19 protein-coding genes are annotated in these 20,945 nt (G+C 63.2%); 12 read left to right on the top strand and 7 right to left on the bottom strand.

Annotation, left to right across the window (positions count from 1 at the left end):
* The first annotated feature begins 17 nt into the window (after positions 1–17).
* The 7 genes from galU (at position 18) to ACP15O_RS18490 (ending at position 5,893) form a co-directional block, all read left to right on the top strand.
* Positions 18–911, top strand: a complete 894-nt coding sequence (gene galU / locus ACP15O_RS18520; RefSeq protein ID WP_425097505.1) for a UTP--glucose-1-phosphate uridylyltransferase GalU — start codon at positions 18–20, stop codon at positions 909–911.
* A gap of 9 nt (positions 912–920) precedes the next feature.
* A complete protein-coding gene (gene galE / locus ACP15O_RS18515) occupies positions 921–1,904 on the top strand; it encodes a UDP-glucose 4-epimerase GalE (RefSeq protein WP_425097503.1) in 984 nt (327 codons plus the stop codon).
* Between the two features lie 91 nt (positions 1,905–1,995).
* Entirely contained in the window at positions 1,996–2,562 is a 567-nt protein-coding gene (gene rfbC, locus ACP15O_RS18510) for a dTDP-4-dehydrorhamnose 3,5-epimerase (protein WP_425097502.1), read from the top strand.
* On the top strand, positions 2,559–3,596 hold the full coding sequence (gene rfbB, locus ACP15O_RS18505; protein ID WP_425097501.1) for a dTDP-glucose 4,6-dehydratase: 1,038 nt from the start codon (positions 2,559–2,561) through the stop codon (positions 3,594–3,596). The genes rfbC and rfbB overlap by 4 nt, the downstream gene beginning before the upstream one ends.
* Positions 3,597–3,648: 52 nt before the next feature.
* Positions 3,649–4,491: a dTDP-4-dehydrorhamnose reductase gene (gene rfbD, locus ACP15O_RS18500; protein WP_425097500.1), complete on the top strand. Its 843-nt coding sequence runs from the start codon at positions 3,649–3,651 to the stop codon at positions 4,489–4,491.
* A complete protein-coding gene (gene rfbA, locus ACP15O_RS18495; protein WP_425097499.1) occupies positions 4,488–5,360 on the top strand; it encodes a glucose-1-phosphate thymidylyltransferase RfbA in 873 nt (290 codons plus the stop codon). Before rfbD ends, rfbA begins: the two co-directional genes overlap by 4 nt.
* A complete protein-coding gene (locus tag ACP15O_RS18490; RefSeq protein WP_425097498.1) occupies positions 5,357–5,893 on the top strand; it encodes an NUDIX hydrolase in 537 nt (178 codons plus the stop codon). The genes rfbA and ACP15O_RS18490 overlap by 4 nt, the downstream gene beginning before the upstream one ends.
* Positions 5,894–5,935: 42 nt before the next feature.
* Here ACP15O_RS18490 and ACP15O_RS18485 read toward each other — a convergent pair whose 3' ends face one another.
* Complete coding sequence (locus tag ACP15O_RS18485; RefSeq protein WP_425097497.1) at positions 5,936–6,979, bottom strand: ParB/RepB/Spo0J family partition protein; 1,044 nt, start codon at positions 6,977–6,979, stop codon at positions 5,936–5,938.
* A 106-nt stretch (positions 6,980–7,085) separates the two neighbouring features.
* Positions 7,086–8,477 carry an AAA family ATPase gene (locus tag ACP15O_RS18480; protein WP_425097496.1) on the bottom strand — a complete coding sequence of 464 codons (1,392 nt, stop codon included), beginning with the start codon at positions 8,475–8,477 and terminating at the stop codon, positions 7,086–7,088.
* 421 nt (positions 8,478–8,898) lie between these two features.
* Between ACP15O_RS18480 and ACP15O_RS18475 the strand changes: the two genes are divergently transcribed.
* The 4 genes from ACP15O_RS18475 to ACP15O_RS18460 all read left to right on the top strand — a co-directional run bounded on the left by ACP15O_RS18475 (position 8,899) and on the right by ACP15O_RS18460 (position 13,735).
* Entirely contained in the window at positions 8,899–9,930 is a 1,032-nt protein-coding gene (locus ACP15O_RS18475; protein WP_425097495.1) for a replication initiator protein A, read from the top strand.
* 224 nt (positions 9,931–10,154) lie between these two features.
* A complete protein-coding gene (locus tag ACP15O_RS18470; RefSeq protein ID WP_425097494.1) occupies positions 10,155–10,538 on the top strand; it encodes a hypothetical protein in 384 nt (127 codons plus the stop codon).
* An 88-nt stretch (positions 10,539–10,626) separates the two neighbouring features.
* A complete protein-coding gene (locus tag ACP15O_RS18465; protein ID WP_425097493.1) occupies positions 10,627–12,813 on the top strand; it encodes a M10 family metallopeptidase C-terminal domain-containing protein in 2,187 nt (728 codons plus the stop codon).
* A gap of 184 nt (positions 12,814–12,997) precedes the next feature.
* Positions 12,998–13,735: a hypothetical protein gene (locus tag ACP15O_RS18460; protein WP_425097492.1), complete on the top strand. Its 738-nt coding sequence runs from the start codon at positions 12,998–13,000 to the stop codon at positions 13,733–13,735.
* A gap of 87 nt (positions 13,736–13,822) precedes the next feature.
* Here the strand turns inward: ACP15O_RS18460 and ACP15O_RS18455 are convergent, their stop codons facing one another.
* The 5 genes from ACP15O_RS18455 to ACP15O_RS18435 form a co-directional block, all read right to left on the bottom strand.
* A complete protein-coding gene (locus ACP15O_RS18455) occupies positions 13,823–14,935 on the bottom strand; it encodes a polysaccharide biosynthesis/export family protein (RefSeq protein ID WP_425097491.1) in 1,113 nt (370 codons plus the stop codon).
* A 169-nt stretch (positions 14,936–15,104) separates the two neighbouring features.
* Positions 15,105–17,624, bottom strand: a complete 2,520-nt coding sequence (locus ACP15O_RS18450) for a calcium-binding protein (RefSeq protein ID WP_425097490.1) — start codon at positions 17,622–17,624, stop codon at positions 15,105–15,107.
* A gap of 119 nt (positions 17,625–17,743) precedes the next feature.
* Positions 17,744–18,157, bottom strand: coding sequence for a DUF4376 domain-containing protein (locus tag ACP15O_RS18445; RefSeq protein ID WP_425097489.1), 414 nt, complete (start codon positions 18,155–18,157; stop codon positions 17,744–17,746).
* Positions 18,154–18,465: a hypothetical protein gene (locus tag ACP15O_RS18440; protein WP_425097487.1), complete on the bottom strand. Its 312-nt coding sequence runs from the start codon at positions 18,463–18,465 to the stop codon at positions 18,154–18,156. Before ACP15O_RS18440 ends, ACP15O_RS18445 begins: the two co-directional genes overlap by 4 nt.
* Before the next feature lie 10 nt (positions 18,466–18,475).
* Entirely contained in the window at positions 18,476–19,567 is a 1,092-nt protein-coding gene (locus ACP15O_RS18435; protein WP_425097486.1) for a DUF2793 domain-containing protein, read from the bottom strand.
* A 177-nt stretch (positions 19,568–19,744) separates the two neighbouring features.
* Here ACP15O_RS18435 and ACP15O_RS18430 point away from each other — a divergent pair, with 177 nt between their 5' ends.
* On the top strand, positions 19,745–20,887 hold the full coding sequence (locus tag ACP15O_RS18430) for a UDP-galactopyranose/dTDP-fucopyranose mutase family protein (protein WP_425097485.1): 1,143 nt from the start codon (positions 19,745–19,747) through the stop codon (positions 20,885–20,887).
* The last annotated feature ends 58 nt before the right edge of the window (positions 20,888–20,945 follow it).

The raw sequence follows: 20,945 nt of genomic DNA, 5'->3' as shown, positions 1-20,945 counted from the left end.
TTCCAAAGGACTTGATGATGACACGTAAGGTTACGAAGGCGATTTTTCCTGTTGCCGGCCTGGGGACGCGTTTTTTGCCCGCGACGAAATCGGTGCCCAAAGAGATCATGACGCTGGTGGACCGCCCGCTGGTGCAATACGCGATCGACGAGGCCCGCGCCGCCGGGATCGAGGAATTCATCTTTGTCACTTCGCGCGGGAAATCGGCGCTTGAGGATTATTTCGATCAGCGCCCCTATCTGGAAGACGAGCTGCGCAAGAAGAACAAGACCAAGCTGCTGGAGGTTCTGGAAACCACCAATATGGAAAGCGGCGCGGTGGCCTATATCCGCCAGGCTCAGGCGCTGGGTCTGGGACATGCGGTGTGGTGCGCGCGCCGTCTGATCCATGACGAACCCTTCGCGGTGATCCTGCCCGATGACGTGATCGCGGCGGAAAAGCCCTGCCTGCAACAGATGGTCGAGGCCTATCAGGAAACCGGCGGCAGCATGGTCGCCGCGATGGAAGTCCCGCCCGAGAAAGTCTCGGCCTACGGGGTGCTGGACGTGAAGGAAGACATGGGCTCGGTCGTGTCGGTGAACGGCATGGTGGAAAAGCCCCCCGCCGGCACCGAGCCGTCCAACCTGGCGGTGATCGGCCGCTATATCCTGTCGCCCAACGTGCTGAAAACGCTGGATAAAAAGGAAACCGGCGCGGGCGGAGAAATCCAGCTGACCGACGCCATCGCCCGCGAGATCACCCAGGGCCGCGGCGTCTACGGGCTGCGTTTCAACGGCGAGCGTTTCGATTGCGGCTCCAAGGCGGGCTTCTTGCAGGCCACCATCGCCTTCGGCCTCTCACGCGACGACCTGCGCGATGAGCTCATGGACTACCTGCAGGCCGTGACCCATACCGACAAGGCAGCCCAGTAAGGACGTTCCATGACCAATGTTCTGGTGACCGGCGGGGCCGGGTACATCGGCAGCCACGCCTGCAAGGCGCTGAAGGCGGCCGGGTTCACCCCTGTGACCTTTGATAATCTTGTCACCGGCTGGCAGGACGCGGTGAAATTCGGCCCCTTTGAGAAGGGCGATCTGCTGGACCGCGCTCGCCTGGATCAGGTGTTCGCCCAATATCAGCCCGTGGCGGTGATGCATTTCGCCGCGCTGTCTCAGGTTGGCGAAAGCATGTCCAACCCCGGCAAATACTGGCTGAACAACACCGGCGGATCGCTGAACCTCATTGAGGCCGCGGCCGAGGCCGGCTGTCTGAACTTCGTCTTTTCCTCGACCTGCGCCACCTATGGTGAACAGGACAACGTGGTGTTGAACGAGGACAGCGTGCAGCTGCCGATCAACGCCTATGGCGGCTCCAAACGCGCGATCGAGGATATGCTGCGCGACTTTGACGCCTCTCATGGGATGAAATCGGTGATCTTCCGCTATTTCAACGTGGCCGGTGGCGACCCCGAGGCCGAGGTGGGCGAATTCCACCGCCCCGAGACCCATCTGATCCCGCTGATTCTGGATGCGATTGACGGCAAGCGCGACGCGCTGACCATCTTTGGCACCGATTACGACACGCCCGATGGCACCTGCATTCGCGATTACGTCCATGTCTGCGATCTGGTGGATGCGCATGTTCTGGGGGTGGACTGGCTGAAGGCCGGTAAAGGCAGCCGGGTGTTCAATCTGGGCACGGGCAGCGGTTTTTCCGTGCGCGAGGTCATGGACGCCGCCGCCGCCGTCACGGGCCGCAAGGTGCCCTATACCGAAGGGCCGCGCCGGGCGGGCGATTGCACCAAACTGGTGTCCGGATCCACCCGCGCCGAGGAAGAGCTGGGCTGGCGCCCCAAACGCTCGACCCTGGATCTGATGATCGCCGATGCCTGGCGCTGGCACCAATCGGGCCATTACGAGAAATAACACCACAGGCCCGCCCCCGCGCGGGCCTTTTCATGCCAAGATTGCCGGATATGCAGCAATCCTCTAAGCCTTTGGTCAAAGGAGATTGTTCATGCAGATTCAGGAAACCGCCCTGCCCGGCGTGCTGATCCTGACGCCTCAGCGGTTTGGCGATCATCGCGGGTTCTTCAGCGAAAGCTGGAACCGGCAGCGCATGGCCGATCACGGGCTGGAGATTGATTTCGTGCAGGACAATCACTCGCTGTCTGCCGCCGTGGGCACGCTGCGGGGCCTGCATTTCCAAACGCCCCCCCATGCGCAGGCCAAGCTGGTGCGCTGCGGGCGTGGGGCCATGCTGGATGTGGCCGTGGATATTCGCCGCGCCAGCCCCACTTATGGGCAATGGGTGGGGGTCGAATTGACGGCTGAAAACGGGCGGCAATTGCTGATCCCGGCCGGGTTTGCCCATGGCTTTGTCACCCGTGCGCCGGATACCGAGATCATCTATAAATGCAGTGACTATTACGCCCCGGAATGCGACCGGGCGCTGCGATACGATGATCCTCAGGTGGGGATTGAGTGGGGCCTGACCGGCGATCCGATCCTGTCGGAAAAAGACGCCGCCGCCCCCCTGCTGGCCGATCTGGACAGCCCGTTTACCTGGAAGGACGCGCAATGACCCTTTTGATTACAGGCGGCGCGGGGTTCATCGGATCGGCCGTGGTGCGCCTGGCCATCGCGCGCGGGCAGCGCGTGGTGAATGTCGATGCGCTGACCTATGCCGCCTGCCTGGAGAATGTCGCCAGCGTCGCAGACAACCCGCTTTACCATTTCGAACAGGCCGACATCCGCGACGCCGAGGCCATGACCCGGATTTTCGCAGCGTATCGGCCCACCGCCGTGATGCATCTGGCCGCGGAATCCCATGTGGATCGGTCCATCGACGGGCCGGGTGCGTTCATCGAAACCAACGTGAACGGCACCTACACCCTGCTGCAAGCCGCCCGCGCCCAGTGGGAGGCGCAGGGCCGCCCCGCCGATTTCCGGTTTCACCATATTTCCACCGACGAGGTTTACGGCACCCTGGGCGACACCGGCCAGTTCACCGAGGACACGCCCTATGCGCCAAACAGTCCCTATTCTGCCTCAAAAGCCGCCAGCGACCATCTGGTGCGCGCCTGGCATGAAACCTATGGCCTGCCCGTGGTGCTGACCAATTGTTCCAACAATTACGGCCCCTATCATTTCCCCGAAAAGCTGATCCCCGTGGTGATCCTGAACGCGCTGGCCGGGCAGCCGATCCCCGTTTACGGGCAAGGCCTGAACGTGCGGGACTGGCTGTATGTGGAGGATCACGCCGATGCGCTACTAACGGTTCTGGCGCGCGGGCAAAACGGCCGCAGCTATAATATCGGCGGCGAGAACGAGGCCCGCAACATTGATCTGGTGCGGATGATCTGTGCCATTCTGGATCGCCTGCGGCCCGCAGATCGCCCCTATGACAGCCTGATCAGCTATGTGCAGGACCGCCCCGGCCATGATCTGCGCTATGCGATTGATCCGGCGCGGATCCGGGCTGAGCTGGGCTGGCGGCCCTCGGTGACATTGGAGCAGGGGCTGGAGAAAACCGTGCAATGGTATCTGGAGAACGAGGCCTGGTGGCGTCCGTTGCAGGCCCGTGCGGGTGTGGGCACACGGCTGGGAACGGGATGAGGGGGCGGGGCCTCCGGCGGGAGTATTTCGCGAGCAAAGAAAGGCGGGGGGGATGATCCTGGTCTTTGGGAAAACCGGGCAGGTGGCGCGGGAATTGGCGCGGGCCTGTCCTGAGGCGGTGTTTCTGGGGCGCGCCGAGGCGGATTTATGCGATCCTGCGGGATGTGCGGCGCATATACGGGCGTTGCGCCCCAGTGCGGTGATTAATGCGGCGGCCTATACGGCGGTGGACCGGGCTGAGGCGGAAGAGGATTTGGCGCAGGTGGTGAATGGCGCGGCACCGGGCGCGATGGCGCGGGCCTGTGCGGAATTGGATGTACCGTTTTTGCATGTCTCCACCGATTATGTGTTTGATGGGTCGGGGGTGCGGCCTTGGGCGCCGGGGGATGCGGTGCATCCGGTGAATGCCTATGGGCGGTCCAAGCTGGCGGGCGAGCGGGCGATTGCGCAGGCCGGGGGGCGTTGGGCTGTGTTGCGGACGTCTTGGGTGTTTTCGGCCCATGGGGCGAATTTCGTGAAAACCATGTTGCGCCTGTCCGAGAGCCGCGACGCGCTGAGCGTGGTAGCCGATCAGATCGGCGGGCCGACGCCGGCGCGGGGGATTGCGCAGGCTTTGGTGCAGATGGCCCAGGCGATGAGCGCGGGGCAGGGCGGTGGAATTTACCATTACGCCGGGGCCCCCGCCACCAGCTGGGCCTGTTTCGCGCGCGAAACATTTGCCTTGGCCGGGCGGGATGTGACGGTGACGGATATTCCCAGCGCGGACTATCCGACGCCGGCGGCGCGGCCCTTGAATTCCCGGCTGGAGTGCCGCGCAATAGAGACAGATTTCGGGATAGAACAGCCCGATTGGAAGGCCGCTTTGGCCGAGGTGATACACGAGGTGAGCGCATGAAACGCAAAGGCATTATTCTGGCGGGCGGCTCGGGGACGCGGCTCTATCCGATCACCATGGGCGTGTCCAAACAGCTGTTGCCGGTCTATGACAAGCCGATGATTTTCTATCCTCTGTCGGTGCTGATGCTGTCGGGGATTCAAGAGATCGCGGTGATCACCACGCCGCAGGATCAGGCGCAATTTCAGCGCACTTTGGGGAACGGCAGCCAATGGGGGCTGAGCCTGACCTATATCACCCAGCCCAGCCCCGACGGGCTGGCGCAGGCCTATATCCTGGCCGAGGATTTCCTGAACGGCGCCCCCAGCGCGATGGTGCTGGGCGACAATATCTTTTTCGGTCACGGGCTGCCCGAGCGCCTGGCCGCCGCAGATGCACAGGGGCAGGGGGGCACGGTCTTTGGCTATCGTGTCGCCGATCCGGAACGCTATGGCGTGGTGGATTTCGCCGAAGATGGTACCGTGCGCCAGATCATCGAAAAACCACAGGTCGCGCCCTCGCCCTATGCCGTCACCGGGCTCTATTTTCTGGATGGCAGCGCGCCGCAGCGGGCGCAGACGGTGACGCCCTCGGCGCGCGGAGAGCTGGAGATTGTGACCCTGCTGGAAAGCTATCTGGCCGATGGTTTGCTGAATGTGCAGCAGATGGGGCGCGGTTATGCCTGGCTGGACACCGGCACCCATGCCAGCCTGCTGGACGCGGGCAATTTCGTGCGCACCCTGTCGGAACGGCAGGGCCAGCAGGTGGGCTGCCCCGAGGAAATCGCCTATGCCAAGGGCTGGATTAATGCCGATCAGCTGCGCGCCCGTGCGCAGCAATTCGGGAAAAACGGCTACGGCGCCTATTTGATGAGGCTTTTAGACACATGAGCTGGAAAATCCTGAAGGACGAAACCGTCTTCGAACACGCGCCGTTCCTGCGCATCCGCAAAGAACAGGTCGAGGTCCGCCCCGGCCAGATCATCGACGATTTCTATAAGATCGACCTGCGCCCCTTTGCGCTGATCATCCCGTTTCTGGAAAACGGCAAAGTGCTGGTGATCCGCCAGTATAAACACGGGCCGGGGGCCGAGATGCTGGGCTTTCCCGCCGGCTATGTCGATCCGGGCGAACCCGCCGATCTGACCGCCACGCGTGAATTGATGGAGGAAACCGGGCTGCAAACCGGCCAGCTGATCCCCATGGGCGCCTATGTGGACAATGGCAATCAGACCGGCAGCACTGGGCATTATTTTGCTGCCACCGGGTGCCGCCGCGTGGCCGATCCCGCGCCCGGCGATCTTGAGGATTTCGCCTATGAGGAAATGACCCCCGCAGAGATTAACGCCGCGATGAAGGCCGGCCAGTTCAGCGTGATTCATCACGTCGCCGCCTGGGGGCTGTGGGGGCTCTATAGGCCCTGACTGTTTCGCGCGCGAAACAGGGCCTAATTTGGGGAATAGAGTCTATTTTTGCGCGGAACGCTCGGCCAGCCAGGCGATCAGATCGTCGGCCAGGTTCTCATCCACCGCCGCGCCCTTGATCGTCAGCCGTCCGCCCTTGGGATTGGTGATGTCATGGCGCACCACATGCAGGCCCGCGTGGATCTGACGGGTAAAATTCGTCTCTGATCCGCGTTTTTGGGTCTGATTTTTAACCTTTGTCTCCGCCTTGGCAGCGGCCGCGATCTCGGACAGGGCGGCGTTGATCCGGTCCAGCTCGTCCAGCGGGGTCTGAGGCGGATCGGCCTGGATATGCGCCGCGATCCGGCGGGCAATCGCGGGGGCTTGATCCAGCTCGCGGGCCAGGATCAGACCGGCGCGTTCACCGATGGATTCAGGGAAATGCAGCACGCCATCCAGATGTTTGACCAACGTCAGAAAGCTGCCGATTTTTGACCGTTTGGCGCGACTTGCGGCATGATAGAGACTGCGTAGCGCGCTGCGCTCGTCGGGGTAAACGCCTTGTTCCACCGCGCGAGCGGCGATGCGGGCGCGTTCATAATAGCTCAGCCCGACACGGATTTCGTTTTCCTCGACCATGGCCAGATAGGCATCGGACGCCTGTTCGGGCTGGCGCAAAAAGGCCAGGATCTGCGGCTGCGCCTCGCCGGTTTCAGCCAGGCGGGTGATCGCGCGCAGACGCCGCCACCCCGAGATCAGCCCATAGCGGCCACCTGGCAGAGGGGCGACCTCGATCGGAGTTTGCTGCCCACGTTGACGGATCGAGGCGATCAGCACCTCCATCTCACCCTCATCCACATTGATCCGGTCGCGCACCAGATAATCGGTGACGATCTGATCCAGCGGCAGCTCCAGCGCCATGCGGCCCTCTTCGCGGGCGCGGCGCAGGGTGTCGGACATTTCCTCGAGCGCGGCGGTGGTGCTGGCATGGCCCGCGACATCGGCAATGGGGGGCGCGCGACGCGGCGGTTCGGGTAGGATCGCAGAGGGCGCCGGCGTATCCAGATAATCGGTTTTCGGGGGCGCAAGGCGTTTGCGTTTGGCCATGGCTCAGGTCTCCTGTCGTGTGCGGGGCAGGGTGGGGCGGTCTGATAAACAGGGCCTAACCCGGCCGAACGCTGCTGTTTCGCGCGCGAAACATTTGAGGCGGGGCTCACTCGGCCGCCTGTTGTTGGGCCAGCTCATCGCGCCGCCAGGCTCCGATCAGCAGGGATTTGAACGCGGCATAGGTGGCATCGAAGGTCTCGCGCCCGCGGGCATAGGTTTCGCGGTTAAAGTCGCGGTAATCGGCCTCGTAGATGCCTTGCACCTGCTCGCCCGCCTGGCCGATCAGAGCGGTGAAATCCTGACGATGCGGAGACAGGGTGGGCCCCAGATAGGCCTGCATCAGCGCGGCCAGCTCGGCCTGTTGGCTGCCATCATAACGCGTGATCACCGCGCGCACCGCGTCCCATTCGAAATTCAGCTCGTCCCGGCCCAGGGCGCGGGCGGCCAGGTTCTCGCCGTCCTCGATGGATTGAAAGGTGGTGTGCAGCATGTCGAAAAACCGGCCCGTGGAATCGAATTCCAGAAACGAGGCCCCCAGCGGCACCAGCAGAATATCGCTGGCCGCCAGCCCGTTGATCGTCAGATAGCCCAGGGCGGGGGGGGTATCGACGAAAATCACGTCATACTGATCCAGAATGCCGTCGGCCTCCAGACTGTCGGTCAGCGCATCCCACAGTTTCCAGCCGCGCCCCTGCATCCGCCAAACGGGGATCTGGAACTCGGCCCAATACAGATTCAGCTGCGCGCCGATCAGATCAATATTGGGCCAATGGGTGGGCTGGATCAGCGACCGGGCGGTGACATCCAAAGCGGCGCTCAGCGTGTCGTCCAGCGGAATGGGGGGCTCGCCCCGGTCCAGCCGGCGCTGATTATCGCTGCGCAGATAGCTGGCGTAATGACGCGCCAGAAGGGGGAAAACGGTCTGCCATTCATCCTCGACCCGCCCGCCGAAAATGGACGTCATGGACCCCTGACTGTCCAGATCAATCACCAGCACCTTATAGCCGTCCAACGCGGCGGACATGGCCAGATGCGCGGCGGTCGAGGTCTTGCCGACCCCGCCCTTGAAATTGGCCACGGCGACCATTTTGGCGGGCTGGCCCTTGGGGCGATAGGGCAGGTAGTTTTTCGCCTTGGACCCTTCGGCGGCGAAATGGGCGCGCAGGCGCAGCACCTCGTCCAGAGTGAACCATTTCGCCCCCCCGGCGGTTTCCGAACGCCCCTGTGGCAGATCGGGCTTCTGTTTCAGCACGCGGCGGAAATGGCCCTGGGCGACGGGGATCAGATAGCGGGTGATCTCCCATGTGGAAAACAGGCGCAGATGGCGGTCGCCGTCGTCCTCTAATCCGCGGCTGGCCAGATCCGAACGCCCGCGGGCACAGGCCTGAGAAATGGCGGCAAACCCTTCGGTGCCGGTAGGATTGCCCAAAGCGGACAAGGCCTGGTCGGGATCAATGTTGAAGTAGGGGGGCAGGGCGGATGTCACTGCGGATGTCATGGCTCGGGCCTCATGTGCGCTCTTTTCCTTAACATACGGGAAAACGTCACACATGGAAGCAAAACCCTCACCTCCCTTGGCTATTTCTTAGCATAATTGCCCCGGTTTTTGCAGGAAAATCAGGCTGGATAGGGGGGAAGAGCAAAAATTTCCTGTTAGGATTCTGTTAGTTTATAGTTACAGGTAAGATGAGATTTGCTTAAGGCCCTGATTTCCAAGATGTTTTGGATTTGATTTTGGCCCGGTGCGACTCTGAAACCCCGAAAAGGCGACTCTGATCCGACGCAGGTGCGACTCTGATCCCCCGATGCGAGGGGCGCTGAGGGCTGGACGCGTTCTGTGGATAACTTTAGGGTGTCACTGAAACCCCGAAAAACGGGGACACGAGCAGAGCAGATAAAATGCGACAGGACAGGCACGCATGACAGGGGCCATGACAGCAGGGCAGGGGGGGCTTTTGCCCGACCGCCACCCAACGGGCGACATGTTCGTCTGCGATATTTTCGAGGCCAGCCCCAAGGACGATCTGGGCTCGATGGAGCATCCGATTTTCTCACTGTCCACGCGGCCGGACCGGCGCATTCTGAACTATGCCCATAATGGGGTGCAGGTGCAGGTCACGCCCTCGGTGCGGGGGCGGGCGACGATCCACGATAAGGACATCCTGATCTATTGCATCAGCCAGCTGGTGGCGGCGCTGAATGCAGGGCGCGAAATCTCTCGGACGCTGCAACTGAAGGCGCATGATCTGCTGGTGGCCACCAATCGCGACACCGGCGGCGACAGCTATGCCCGCCTGCGCGAGGCCTTTGAACGCCTGGCCGGCACGCGCATCACCACCAATCTGGAAACCGGCGGGCAAGAGGTGACCAGCGGTTTCGGCCTGATCGAGCGCTGGGAAATCATCCGCAAATCGCGCGGGGGGCGGATGGTCAGCGTCTCGGTTACCCTGTCGGAATGGCTGTACCGGGCGGTGCTGTCGAAATCGGTGCTGACGCTGAACCGCGCCTATTTCCGCCTGCGCAAACCGCTGGAGCGGCGAATCTACGAATTGGCGCGCAAACATTGCGGCCGCCAGCCCGAATGGCAGGTCAGCCTGGCGACTTTGCACAAGAAGGCCGGATCCACCGCGCCTTTGCGGGTGTTTCGCGCGGCGGTGCGCAAGATCATCGCCGCCGGCACCCTGCCCGATTACGACATGGCCGAGGAACCGGGCGATCTGATCGCCTTTACCCGGCAGGGGCATGTGGTGTCCGGGGCCGGCCCCGCCGAGGGCCCGCAGCTGAGCCCCGCCGCGCTGGAGCGCGCGCGGCAGATGGCGCCGGGCGCGGATGTCTATGCGCTGGAGGCCGAATGGCGCGCCTTCTGGGCCAGCGCCGGGCGGGTGCGCCTGCACGCGCCGGATAAGGCTTTTCTGGCCTGGCTGACCAGCCGCCTCGCGCGTGGGTTGTAAGGCGGGCCCGCCCCGGCTGCACCAAGGTATGGTTTCCCCGACTTTGCCCAACTTTGAAAGACTTGTGCGTTGATAAGGCGGGCAAAGACCTGATAAGATTCGCCTTAGGGGGAATGGGGGTAACGATGCGCAGACACCGTCACAGGATTGACTGCCGCCAAATAAACCGCCGCGCTATCGTGGCTGGCCTGTGTACCAGCATGGCCCTGACAGGAGGAGCCCTGATGACCGATCCCGCCCTGGCCCAGAGCCAACGGCTGCGCCCCGTGTTCGAACTGTCCTGCCCGGACGGGGACAGCGCGATGCAGCAGGCTCTGTGCGGTGCGCTGCAACAGGCGCTGCAACAGGCCGTCCCCCATGCCGTGATCCGGATGGGCGACAGCGTGGCCCCCGTGGCGGGCAGCCTGGCCATCCGGCTGCTGCCCGAACGCGAGACCCGGCACGCCATGGCCGCCCGCCTGTCGTGGAAAACCGATCAGGCCGCAGATTGGGTGATGGGCCCGGATGTGGCGCTGGATTCCGCCGATGTGGCGCTGCGCCCGCATATGATGGAGCAACTGGCCCAGGGGCTGCTGAAAGTTAGCAAACTGCCGCTTCCCGCCGTTTAGGCGGGGGGATCGCGCCGGGGGCTGCATCGCCGTTGCATTTCCCTGGCCTCAATAGAATTAAGACGGAACATCTTACGGAGATTCTCACATGTGTTTCATTTGCGCACAATTGCACCCGACGGACCCGGAATGCTCGTTGACGCCGGATCCCAACGGGGCCACCATTTTTGAAGTCGCCGATGCCATCGCGGGCACCGGCACGGGATATACGATCGGCGTCGGCGATACTTTCTCGGGGAACCTGGGCGCGTCGGGGGATCGCGACTGGGTGGCCGTGACCCTGACGGCCGGCCAGACCTATGAGGTTGCCCTGACCGGGGTCTCTCTGTCTGATCCCTATCTGCGGATCTATGACGATACCGGCACGCTGATCTATTCCAATGATGACGGGGGCGTGGGCTATAACTCGTTCCTGGCCTTCACCGCCAGCTATACCGGCACCTTCTATCTGGCCGCGGGCGCCTATGCGGATGGCTACTCGGGCACCTATGACATGACGATCGTCGAAAGCGTGCCGCCCGCACCGGGCACCCTGGACGAGCTGGCCGACTTCCTGACCGATGGCTACTGGAACGCCAATGGTGCCAGCGGCCGGGCGTTTGACACGTCGGGCTCGAACCAGATCACGGTGAACCTGACCGCCCTGACCGCCGATGGCCAGCAGCTGGCCCGCTGGGCGCTGGAGGCCTGGGAAATGGTCGCCGATATCGAGTTTGTCGAGGTGACCTCGGGCGGCGATATCACCTTTGATGACAATAACAGCGGGGCCTATTCCACCTCGACCCTGTCGGGCGGCACCATCGTGTCCTCGCATGTGAACGTGTCCACGGCCTGGATCGCCGCCTATGGCACCACGATGGACAGCTATTCCTTCCAGACCTATATCCACGAGATCGGCCATGCGCTGGGTCTGGGCCACCAGGGCGGCTATAACGGTGCGGCCACCTATGGCGTGGACGAGGACTTCAGCAATGACAGCTGGCAGATCTCGATCATGTCCTATTTCAGCCAGACCGAGAACACCACGACCAACGCCAACTTTGCCTGGCTGCTGACCACGATGATGGCCGATATCGTGGCGATCCAGAACCTGTATGGCGCGCCGGGGGCCAGCAGCGCCACCGCAGGCGATACCATCTGGGGGGCGAACACCAACCTGGGCAACTATCTGGGCCTGCTGCTGGACAGCGTGATCAGCGGCAACACCTCGGGGATCTACGATGGTGAGGACGTGGCGCTGACCATCTATGACCAGGGCGGCACCGATACGCTGGACCTGACCCCCTCGACCACCAATGACACGGTCCGCATGACCGATGAGCAATTCTCGGACATCCTGGGCGGCACCGGCAACCTGGGGATCGCCCGCGGCACCATCATTGAAAACCTGCTGGCCGGGTCGGGCAACGATCTGATCTTCGGCAACATGGTGGCCAATAATATCTCGGGGAACAATGGCAGCGATACCATCTGGGCCGCGGGCGGCAATGACACCGTTGCAGGCGGCGCCGGCGCGGACGAGCTGGGCGGCGGCGGCGGCGATGACCGCCTGTGGGGCGGCGGCGACAATGACACCCTGTGGGGCGGTCGCGGCAATGACATCCTGGGCGGTGACGCCGGGAACGATTCCATGGGCGCCAATGCCGACAATGACACGCTTTATGGCGGCACCGGCGATGACACCCTGCTGGGCGGCGGCGGCCGTGACCTGATCTTCGGCGATGACGACAATGACAGCCTGTCCGGGTCCTGGGGCCGTGACACGATCAATGGCGGCGCGGGCAATGACTTCCTGGGCGGCGATGAAGGCGCGGACGAGCTGTATGGCGGCACCGGCAACGATACGCTGGGCGGCGGTCTGGCGGGTGACGCGCTCTATGGTGGCGGCGACAATGACGAGATGTACGGCGGCGACGGCGATGACACGCTGGGCGGCGGCAGCGGCTCGGACACGCTGTATGGCGGGGCGGATAACGACCTGCTGATCGGCGGCACCGGCAATGACACGCTGACCGGCGGCGCCGGCGCGGATACCTTTGTCTTTGGCGTGGGCGACGGGCTGGACCTGGTCACCGATTTCGATGCGGGCGAGAACGACCGCCTGCAACTGGACGATGCGCTGTGGGGCGGCGGGCTGACCGCGGCTCAGGTGATTGCCACTTACGGGACCACCACGGCATCGGGCACGGTGTTCGATTTTGGCGGCGGCCAGATCTTCACGGTGCAGGGGGCCAATGACGCAGGCGTTCTGGCCGGGCTGCTGGATATCGTCTAAGCGGCTTTGCAACAGTGAAAACAAGTTGAACCCGGCCCCCGCAAAGGGCCGGGTTTTCCTAAGCGGGACGAGGTGTTATTGGGACATGCGGGGATTTGCGTGACCTGTTGGATCCCTCTGCCGCATGGGCAGGTTTGCAAGATGGCTCTGGTGTTTGCAGAGCCCAAAAACAAAAGGAGCAGGGATGCAGCACCCCTATATCATCCTGACGATGCGCCGCACCGGCGGCACGTCGCTGATGAGCTTTATGAGCGCGATCTCATCCTTTCCGACCCGGCAGCACGAACCTTTGAACGTGGATCGGGTCTGGGGGCAGATCACCCGTGATTTCACCGCCACCCAGGATCAGGCCGCCGCGCGCGCGGCCCTGGCCGAACAGCTGGCGGACCGGCCCAATATCAAACATTGCTTTGAGATCATCCCCGCGCATCTGAATCGCATCCTGATCGAGGAATGCGCCGCCCGCGGCTATCGGTTTTTCGTGCTGACCCGCCGGAACGAGGCCAGCCGGCTGCGCTCGTTGTTTCTGGCGCTGGCCACGCAGGCCTGGGGTCCGGAACAGGCGGCCAGGATCTACCCCGAGATTCGCGCCGGCCGGCAAAAGGCGCAGGCCGTGTCCGTGGAACAGGGCCGCAAGGCGGTGCATCAGGCCGCGATTTCCCTGGGGCAGGTGCTGACGGTGCTGCGCAACCGGCGGATTGATCATGACTGGCTGGTCTTCGAAGAAATCTACAAGGGCGAGACCTCGATTCAGGATCATGCGATCCGTATTGCGGCCCAGCTGGGGGTGCAGGTGGGCCCCGATGACGGCCGATTGCAGGCTTTTGCGTCCGGAGAGGGGCAGAACTCGGGGGCGATCGAGGGATTCGTGCCCGGTATGCCCGACCTGATGAACATGCTGGAGGATCTGGTGCTGGCCTGACCCTGGGCCTGCTTTCCGGATCTGAGGGAGTCAAAAAGGCCGCCCCTGACGGGGCGGCCTTTTGCTATGAAATAGCAAACGCGCGGATCAGATGTTCGGCGCTGCGTTCACCACCCCAAAGACCGAGCCGATCAGCCCCAGGATCGTGCGCGTCGCGCTGAGCGGGCTTTCGGTGGCGATCACGGTATCCTGCGGCTGGATCTGGAATTTGCGCGCAGCAAACAGCCCCTCGGCCGAGGTCAGATCGAAGGTGAACACCATCTGATCCGAGCTGGGCCCGGTGCCGTTATAGCGCACCGCCTTGGCCGGGTATTCGCGCAGCACCAGCACGCCCTTAAGATTGGCCTGGTAATCGGTCAGACCGCCGATCATCGACAGCGATTCCAGCGCGGTGATGGTTTCCTTTTCGAAATAGACCAGCTCTTCGTTGCGGGCGGCGCCCATGGCGGTGAAGTAGCGGTCATCCTCTTCGACGATGATCTTGTCATTGCCGCGCAGGGGAATGTTCTTGCGCGGGTCCTCGAACAGATCTCCGGCGCGGATCTCATAGCTGCGCCCGCCGCGTTGCAGACGCACGATCGGGTTGCGCATGTTCTTGTTGATGCCGCCGCCCTGGGCGATCAGGCTGAGGATCGTATAATTGCGGTCGGGCAGGGGATAGGTGCCGGGGCTTTCGACGCCGGACACCAGATCAACCGAGTTCTGCTTGCCCGCATTCAGCGTCAGCTGCACCTGGGCCTGGGGCACGATCGGCTCCAGCGCGTCCTGGATTTTCTGGCGGGCCTGGCCGGGGGTTTTGCCGCGGACCTGGACCTCGTCCAGATAGGGGACAAAGATGGTGCCGGTGTTGGACACGGTCAGCCCGGTCATGTTCACCGATTTTTCCTGCGCCGAGGCCAGCAGCGAGTTTTCCTGGTTGTCCCAGATCACCAGGTTGATCTGGTCTCCGGTGCGGATGACGGCGCTTTCGGGCCCGCGCGAGGGGCCGATCCAGTGGTAGTGCCCCGCCCAGCCGGTGCTGGGCCATTGTTGCAGCGCCTTGATATTGGCGCGGGTCACGGGCACCACGGCAAAACCGGGGTTGGGCGCATCCTGTTCCTTGAGAATTTCGCTGGTCAGCGCCACACCGCGGGGCGAGCTACAGGCCGAGGGCAGGGCAAGGGCCAGAATAATGGCCGTAAGTTTGAAAAAACGCGTCACGTCTGGGAATCCCGAATGCTTGATCTGAGCACGGTTGTACCCAAGAGCCCGGCCGAAATCAGCCCCGTTTTTTCCCTACACGCCAAAACGCGCCGCTTATCGGGGATTATTGCCTTGGCTGCGGCAAGTGGGGCACAGGTGAATCTTATAACTTAGATTATGGTAATTATTAGATGAACACAAAGTCCGCAGCCCCCAGATCGGACAGGCTTAGCCCTTCCAGCACGATGGTGCCGTCACCCGTGTCGATCAACACGCCGCCGGTGGTGGCGCTAAGGGTCAGGTCGTCGAAATCCCCGGCCGTGCCCAACAGGCGCAGGCGGTCCGTGCCGGGGGTGAAATCGGTGATCCGGTCGGTGCCGTGGTCTGTTTCAAAGAGGAACACATCCGGATTGCTGCCCCCGGTCAGAAGATCATCGCCCGCGCCGCCGCTGAGCGTATCCGCCCCCGCGCCGCCCGACAGGCTGTCATCGCCCAGATCGCCCGACAGGCTGTCATTGCCATTGCCGCCCCAGACCTCGTCCGCGCCGCCCTCGCCCATCAGGCTGTCATCGCCGTAGCCGCCATAGAGCGTATCCCAGCCGTCCCCGCCCCAGATCGTGTCCATCCCGCTACCGCCGCCGATCAGATCCGCGCCGGTCTCGCCATAGGCCAGATCGTGGCCCGCGCCGCCCCAGATCGTGTCATTGCCATCGCCGCCCCACAAGCTGTCACGCCCATTGCCCGCGCCGCCGCCGATTTCATCATCCTGGGCACCCGCCCGGATCAGATCATTGCCGCGCCCGCCCCAGATCGTGTCCTGCCCGCCGTTGCCTTCCAGGGAATCGTCTCCGCTGCTGGCATAGATCGTGTCACTGCCCGCGCCACCCAGAATGATGTCATTGCCCGCGCCGCCGCCCAGAAGATCGGCATCCTCGCCGCCGCTGATCGTGTCATTGCCATCGCCGCCCCAGATCTCGTCGTTGTTTTCGCCGCCCCACAGGCTGTCATTGCCGGCCCCGCCCAGCAGAGTGTCATCGCCCCCCGCCGCATCCACCGTGTCATGCCCGTCGCCCGCGGAGACATGATCGTGGCCCCACCCGGCCTGAATGGAATCGTCGCCGGCGCGCGCGTCGATCTGATCATGCCCGCCGCCCGCGTCGATCGTGTCATTGCCGTCATCGCCGGTCAGCAGGTCATTCTCGCGCGAGCCGGTCAGCGTCTGCCCCCCCGGCGTGCCCAGGATCAGCACCCGGTCGGGACTGCTGAAATAAGAGCCTATATTGGCCAAAGGCTGCCCCGAGGCGGTATAAATCGTCAGGCTATTGTCATGATAGGTGATCACCGCGCCCCAGCGCGTGGGGGTGATCGTCAGCTGGCCCGGATCGCGCAGCATTGGCCAGGCGGACAGGTCCAGCCGGTCATTGTTCGGGTCGAAATCGGTGATCGTGGCGTGATGCCCGCCCGAGGCCAGCACGAACAGATCCGCTCCGCTGCCTCCTGTCATCACGGTATCGCCCCAGCCGGCCACCAGAATATCATCGCCCGCGCGGCCCAGGATCGTGTCATCGCCAGTGGACACCAGCAGATCGTTCCCTGCCCCGCCGCTGCTGCCATCGGTGCGGGTGACGCCCAGGTTATCCAGGGAAATGGTGAATTGAGACAGGCCGGCGGCCTCCTCCGAGGCCACAAAGATCTGGATCTCATCGCCCACCCGCTGCGCGGCGATTTCGCTGACATCCATCAGCTGGTTTGCGCCCCAATGCGCGATGGTCTGCACATGGGCCAGACGGCCATCGGGCAACAGGGTAAAGAGGCTCAGCCCGTCATCGGCCCCGCCAGCGACGATGAAGACCTGCCCCTCGGTTTCCACAACGGCCAGGGACTGCACCCCGCCGAACCGGGTGTGCAGCGTGTCGATGACATGATCGGTGGCGATCAGCTCTCCGGTGCCGGTCACGCGCATAACGCTGAGCGAGCTGCTCTCGGCGCCAGCCAGGATCACCCAGGTGGCGCCATGGACCTGGACCACCTCCATTGCGGTGGGCACGGAAATCCCCAGCCCGTTATTGGCGCCCATCGTATCGGCCGAGGTCAGCGCGCCGGTCTGGGGATTGATGCGAAAGCTGGACACCCCCTGCACGCCCTGATCGGCAGCCAGCAAAAACGTGTTGCCCGAAACGGTGACGGTGGTCATGGCCACGGTGCCTTGCAGCCCTGGCACCGCGCCGCCGGCCTGCTGCACCAGATCGTTGCCATCCGCGGCATAGGTGGTCAGCGCGCCCGTGCCGTCATCGGCGACATAGACGGCCATGCCGGTTTCCAAAGTGACGGCGGCCACGGCGCAGATTGCCTCGGTGCCGCCTGTCATGGTGCCGGTCTGAACACGGGTTTCGATCTGCCCATCGGCGCCCAGACGGACGGCCTGCAAGGTGCCCGCGCCGCCAAAGACCAGAAGATCCTCGGGCCCCGAGCCCAGAAACGCCAAAGACCCGGAAATCAAATCCGGGGCAATTGCGCCATAATAGAGACTATCCTGCCAATCGGCCAGCGCGCCTTCGTCCAGGCCATAGCCCGTCAGCCCGCCGCCCGCGCCCGTTGTCGCATAAAGATAGATGCCAGTGTCCAGCGTCACGATTTGCAGATCTCGCAGATCGCCATCCAGTATCTGTTGTCCCGTTCCCACACGGCCCTGAAATTGCAAAAACATCACCCAACCCCAGTTTAACCACCGGGATCAGGGTGCTTTGGCGGTCAGGCGTGGGCGGTGCGGGAATGGGACGAAACCGAGGCTCTTACGGACAATCCGATTTCAAACTGGCCCGAATTTTAAGAGCCTGCCGCCAGGGCCTGGGCAAATGCGGCCTGCAGATCCAGGGCGGCGGGATCCTCTGAGATTTCAAGTTGGGCGCTGATCGCGCGTTCCGCAGCAAAACAGGCGCGCACATGGGCGCTGACCTGGGTGGCCATGTCCAGCAGGGAAACGGGGGAAAACTCGGTCCAGCCCTGCAGGGTTTTCCAGGGCATCGGATCGGTGATCAATCCGGCCTGCACCCCCATCGCGGCATTGGCGATCTGGGACTGGCTTTCGCGGGTGGTGGCAATGTGCTGACCATCCGCGAGTATCAGACCGGCGGTTTCATGCTGCCAGCGCAATTGGGCCAGGGCATCCCGCGCGCTCAGACGATTGCTTTCCTGTTTCTGGGTGGCGGTAATCAGGGCCGAGAGGTCTATCTGGCTCATTCCTGGGGCTCCTCGCTTGGGGTGGGAAGAACAATGGGGCCGTCATCCTCTACGGTGATTGCCGCGGGAAACAGGGCCTCTTGCGGGGCATCCGGGCCGTGCGGCAGGATCAGCGTAAGATGCAAACGCCCGTCGATGCGCTCGATATCCGAGGCCAGCCAGTCACAGGTTACCGCCTCTTGTGGCAGGGTGGCCCCTTCGGGGATGATGGACAGATCGAAGGCGATGTCATTGATGATCAGGGTATCGCCGGACTTGGCCAGAGTCAGGCTCTGATCATGGCGCATGGGGGTGAAGCGGATCTGCATGGGGATCTCCTTAGAACCAGCGGCCGATGGCCAGGATGTTGACCAGGACATTGCCGGAATGCGCGTCCGAAGACAGGCGTTGGACGGTCAGATAGCTCCAGCCTGTGTTCAGCGGGGCGATTGCAGGCGTCAGCATCAAGGCCCGTGACTTCGGATTCACCACGTTATCAGACATGCGCACATGAGCGGTGCAGTGCGGGACCTGGCTGAAGGCCGATGGCCAGGTCACCGAGAACGTATCCGTACGGTACAAATCCGTGAACTGACCGGCCCCGGCAAATGTGGCAGAGCCCGCGTCGAAATCCTGAACCAGGCAAATCTGCGTGCCATCGGCCAGACGAATATAGCTGCCATTGGCGTTCGAGCCGCTTTCGATCACGGCGCCGGTGGGCTGCCCTCCGGTTTGGCTGACACTGCCCAGTAGATTGCCCAGATGCAGGGCGGTGTGCCCGGCCACCTCCAGCCCGGTTTGGGCTGAGACAGAGCCTGTTGTAGGGTCTACTTCCAGGGCCGAAGTCCAGCTGCTGCCATCGGGGCTGACCTTGACGGAAAACCCGGTATCCCCTGCCAGACCCATCTCTGCGTGGCCGGTCCAGCCGCTTTGGAATAGCAAAGAGGCGGTGTCCGTATCGCTGGCCTTGTTGATGGTCAGCCGATGGTCGCTGCCTTCGTGGGTCAGCAGGCTGGCCGGGGCCGCAACCGCCAGCCGGTTGGTGGGGTCCGAGGTGGTATTCACCCCCAGCCCGGTCAGGTTCTGGGTTTGCCCGCTGGCCCCCACCCAGGCCGATCCGGTCCAGATCCGCAGGTCCGTGCTGCCGGCCAGGGTCGCGCTCCAGCCCGGTTGCGGGGCCAGGAAATGCCAGCCGGATTCTTCACGCAGGGCCAGCATACCGGCCTGTCCGGCCCAGTCTCCGGTGGGCGCGGCCCCCAGCGCGAAAACCTGCCCCGTCACGGGCAGCGCGGGGGGCGTGTTTTCATCGAATGCTTCGACGCTTAGCTGTACCAGCATGTCCAGGCTGCGCAGGGCTTCGTTATGGGTGACGTGTTTTTGGGCCTGGGCGGGCTCCAGATAGGGCAACTCTAGCCGGGGCGAGAGGGGCATGGCGCACTCCTTTGATTGGATTGCGGCAGGTGTAGCGCGCCGGTCCTTCCCGGACGCTGAACAGCGCGCGCGCAAAGCCTGCCCAAGGATAAAGCCACCGCACGTTGCATTGCGTTTCGCGGGCGGCTCTGACAGAACGGGGCGAAGTTTCGAGCGCTGGTCACCAAAGGTGTGAAAATGGCAATTCTGATCGTGGGCGCGGGCCTGTCCGGGGCCGTCATCGGCCGGCAACTGGCCGAGGCCGGGCAGCCCGTCACCATCGTGGATGCGCGCGATCATGTGGGCGGCAATTGCCACACGCAGCGCGATGCGGATACCGGCGTGATGGTCCATGTCTACGGGCCGCATATTTTCCATACCGACGATGCGGGCGTGTGGGACTATGTGAACCGCTTTGCCACGTTCGAGCCCTATAAGAACCGGGTGAAATCCACCGTGGGCGGGCAGGTCTATTCGCTGCCCGTGAACCTGCACACGATCAACCAGTTCTTCGGCACCGCCCTGCGCCCGGAGGAGGCCCGCGCCTTTATTGCTGAGCGGGCCGAGGACATCCCCGACCCGCAGAACTTTGAGGAACAGGCCTTGGCCTTTGTCGGCCGCGAATTGTATGAGGCCTTCTTCAAGGGCTATACGGAAAAACAATGGGGCTGCGATCCGCGTGATCTGCCGGCCTCGATCCTGAAACGCCTGCCGCTGCGGTTCAACTATGACGACAACTATTTTTTCCACAAATACCAGGGCATGCCGCGGGACGGATATACGGCTCTGATTCAGGGGATTCTGGACCATCCGGGCATCACCGTGCAGTTGAACACGGCTTATGATCCGGCGACGGGGGGCGATTGGGACCATGTGTTCTGGTCGGGGCCGCTGGATGGGTATTTCGGGTATGATCTGGGCCGGTTGGGGTATCGGACGCTGAATTTCGAACGCTTCACCGCGCAGGGCGATTACCAGGGCTGTGCTGTGATGAATTACGGCGATCGCGACGTGCCCCACACCCGCATCACCGAGCATAAGCACTTCAGCCCCTGGGAAGAGCACGACGCCAGCGTGCTGTACCGCGAAACCAGCGCCGCTGCCGGGCCGGATGACATCCCCTATTACCCGATCCGCCTGGTCGCCGAAAAAGAGCTGCTAAGCCGCTATGTCGCTCAGGCCCAGGCCACGCCGGGCGTGACCTTCGTGGGGCGCTTGGGCACCTATCGCTATCTGGATATGGATGTCACCATCCGCGAGGCGCTGGACACGGCGCAGACCTGGCTGACGGGCTTGAAAACGGGCACGGATATGCCGGTTTTTGTGCATCCTCCGCTATAAGCGGGGCAGGTGCTTGCACGCTTTTTCGGGCGGTGTTACCTCCTATGGATTATCCCAT

Source organism: Youngimonas ophiurae (nom. illeg.) (genome assembly GCF_049803795.1).
Classification (GTDB): Bacteria; Pseudomonadota; Alphaproteobacteria; order Rhodobacterales; family Rhodobacteraceae; genus Thalassobius.
Note: the sequence above shows the minus strand (reverse complement) of the source record. Positions and strands in the feature narration are given on the sequence as shown.

Coding starts and splice junctions, on each gene's coding strand:
- ACP15O_RS18445 (WP_425097489.1), bottom strand. CDS start 18,157: ATGAGCCAGATAGACCTCTCGGCCCTGATTACCGCCACCCAGAAACAG.
- rfbD (WP_425097500.1), top strand. CDS start 3,649: ATGATCCTGGTCTTTGGGAAAACCGGGCAGGTGGCGCGGGAATTGGCG.
- ACP15O_RS18440 (WP_425097487.1), bottom strand. CDS start 18,465: ATGCAGATCCGCTTCACCCCCATGCGCCATGATCAGAGCCTGACTCTG.
- ACP15O_RS18430 (WP_425097485.1), top strand. CDS start 19,745: ATGGCAATTCTGATCGTGGGCGCGGGCCTGTCCGGGGCCGTCATCGGC.
- rfbA (WP_425097499.1), top strand. CDS start 4,488: ATGAAACGCAAAGGCATTATTCTGGCGGGCGGCTCGGGGACGCGGCTC.
- ACP15O_RS18470 (WP_425097494.1), top strand. CDS start 10,155: ATGACCGATCCCGCCCTGGCCCAGAGCCAACGGCTGCGCCCCGTGTTC.
- galE (WP_425097503.1), top strand. CDS start 921: ATGACCAATGTTCTGGTGACCGGCGGGGCCGGGTACATCGGCAGCCAC.
- ACP15O_RS18480 (WP_425097496.1), bottom strand. CDS start 8,477: ATGACATCCGCAGTGACATCCGCCCTGCCCCCCTACTTCAACATTGAT.
- ACP15O_RS18435 (WP_425097486.1), bottom strand. CDS start 19,567: ATGCCCCTCTCGCCCCGGCTAGAGTTGCCCTATCTGGAGCCCGCCCAG.
- ACP15O_RS18475 (WP_425097495.1), top strand. CDS start 8,899: ATGACAGGGGCCATGACAGCAGGGCAGGGGGGGCTTTTGCCCGACCGC.
- ACP15O_RS18465 (WP_425097493.1), top strand. CDS start 10,627: ATGTGTTTCATTTGCGCACAATTGCACCCGACGGACCCGGAATGCTCG.
- galU (WP_425097505.1), top strand. CDS start 18: ATGACACGTAAGGTTACGAAGGCGATTTTTCCTGTTGCCGGCCTGGGG.
- ACP15O_RS18485 (WP_425097497.1), bottom strand. CDS start 6,979: ATGGCCAAACGCAAACGCCTTGCGCCCCCGAAAACCGATTATCTGGAT.
- rfbB (WP_425097501.1), top strand. CDS start 2,559: ATGACCCTTTTGATTACAGGCGGCGCGGGGTTCATCGGATCGGCCGTG.
- ACP15O_RS18450 (WP_425097490.1), bottom strand. CDS start 17,624: ATGTTTTTGCAATTTCAGGGCCGTGTGGGAACGGGACAACAGATACTG.
- ACP15O_RS18460 (WP_425097492.1), top strand. CDS start 12,998: ATGCAGCACCCCTATATCATCCTGACGATGCGCCGCACCGGCGGCACG.
- rfbC (WP_425097502.1), top strand. CDS start 1,996: ATGCAGATTCAGGAAACCGCCCTGCCCGGCGTGCTGATCCTGACGCCT.
- ACP15O_RS18490 (WP_425097498.1), top strand. CDS start 5,357: ATGAGCTGGAAAATCCTGAAGGACGAAACCGTCTTCGAACACGCGCCG.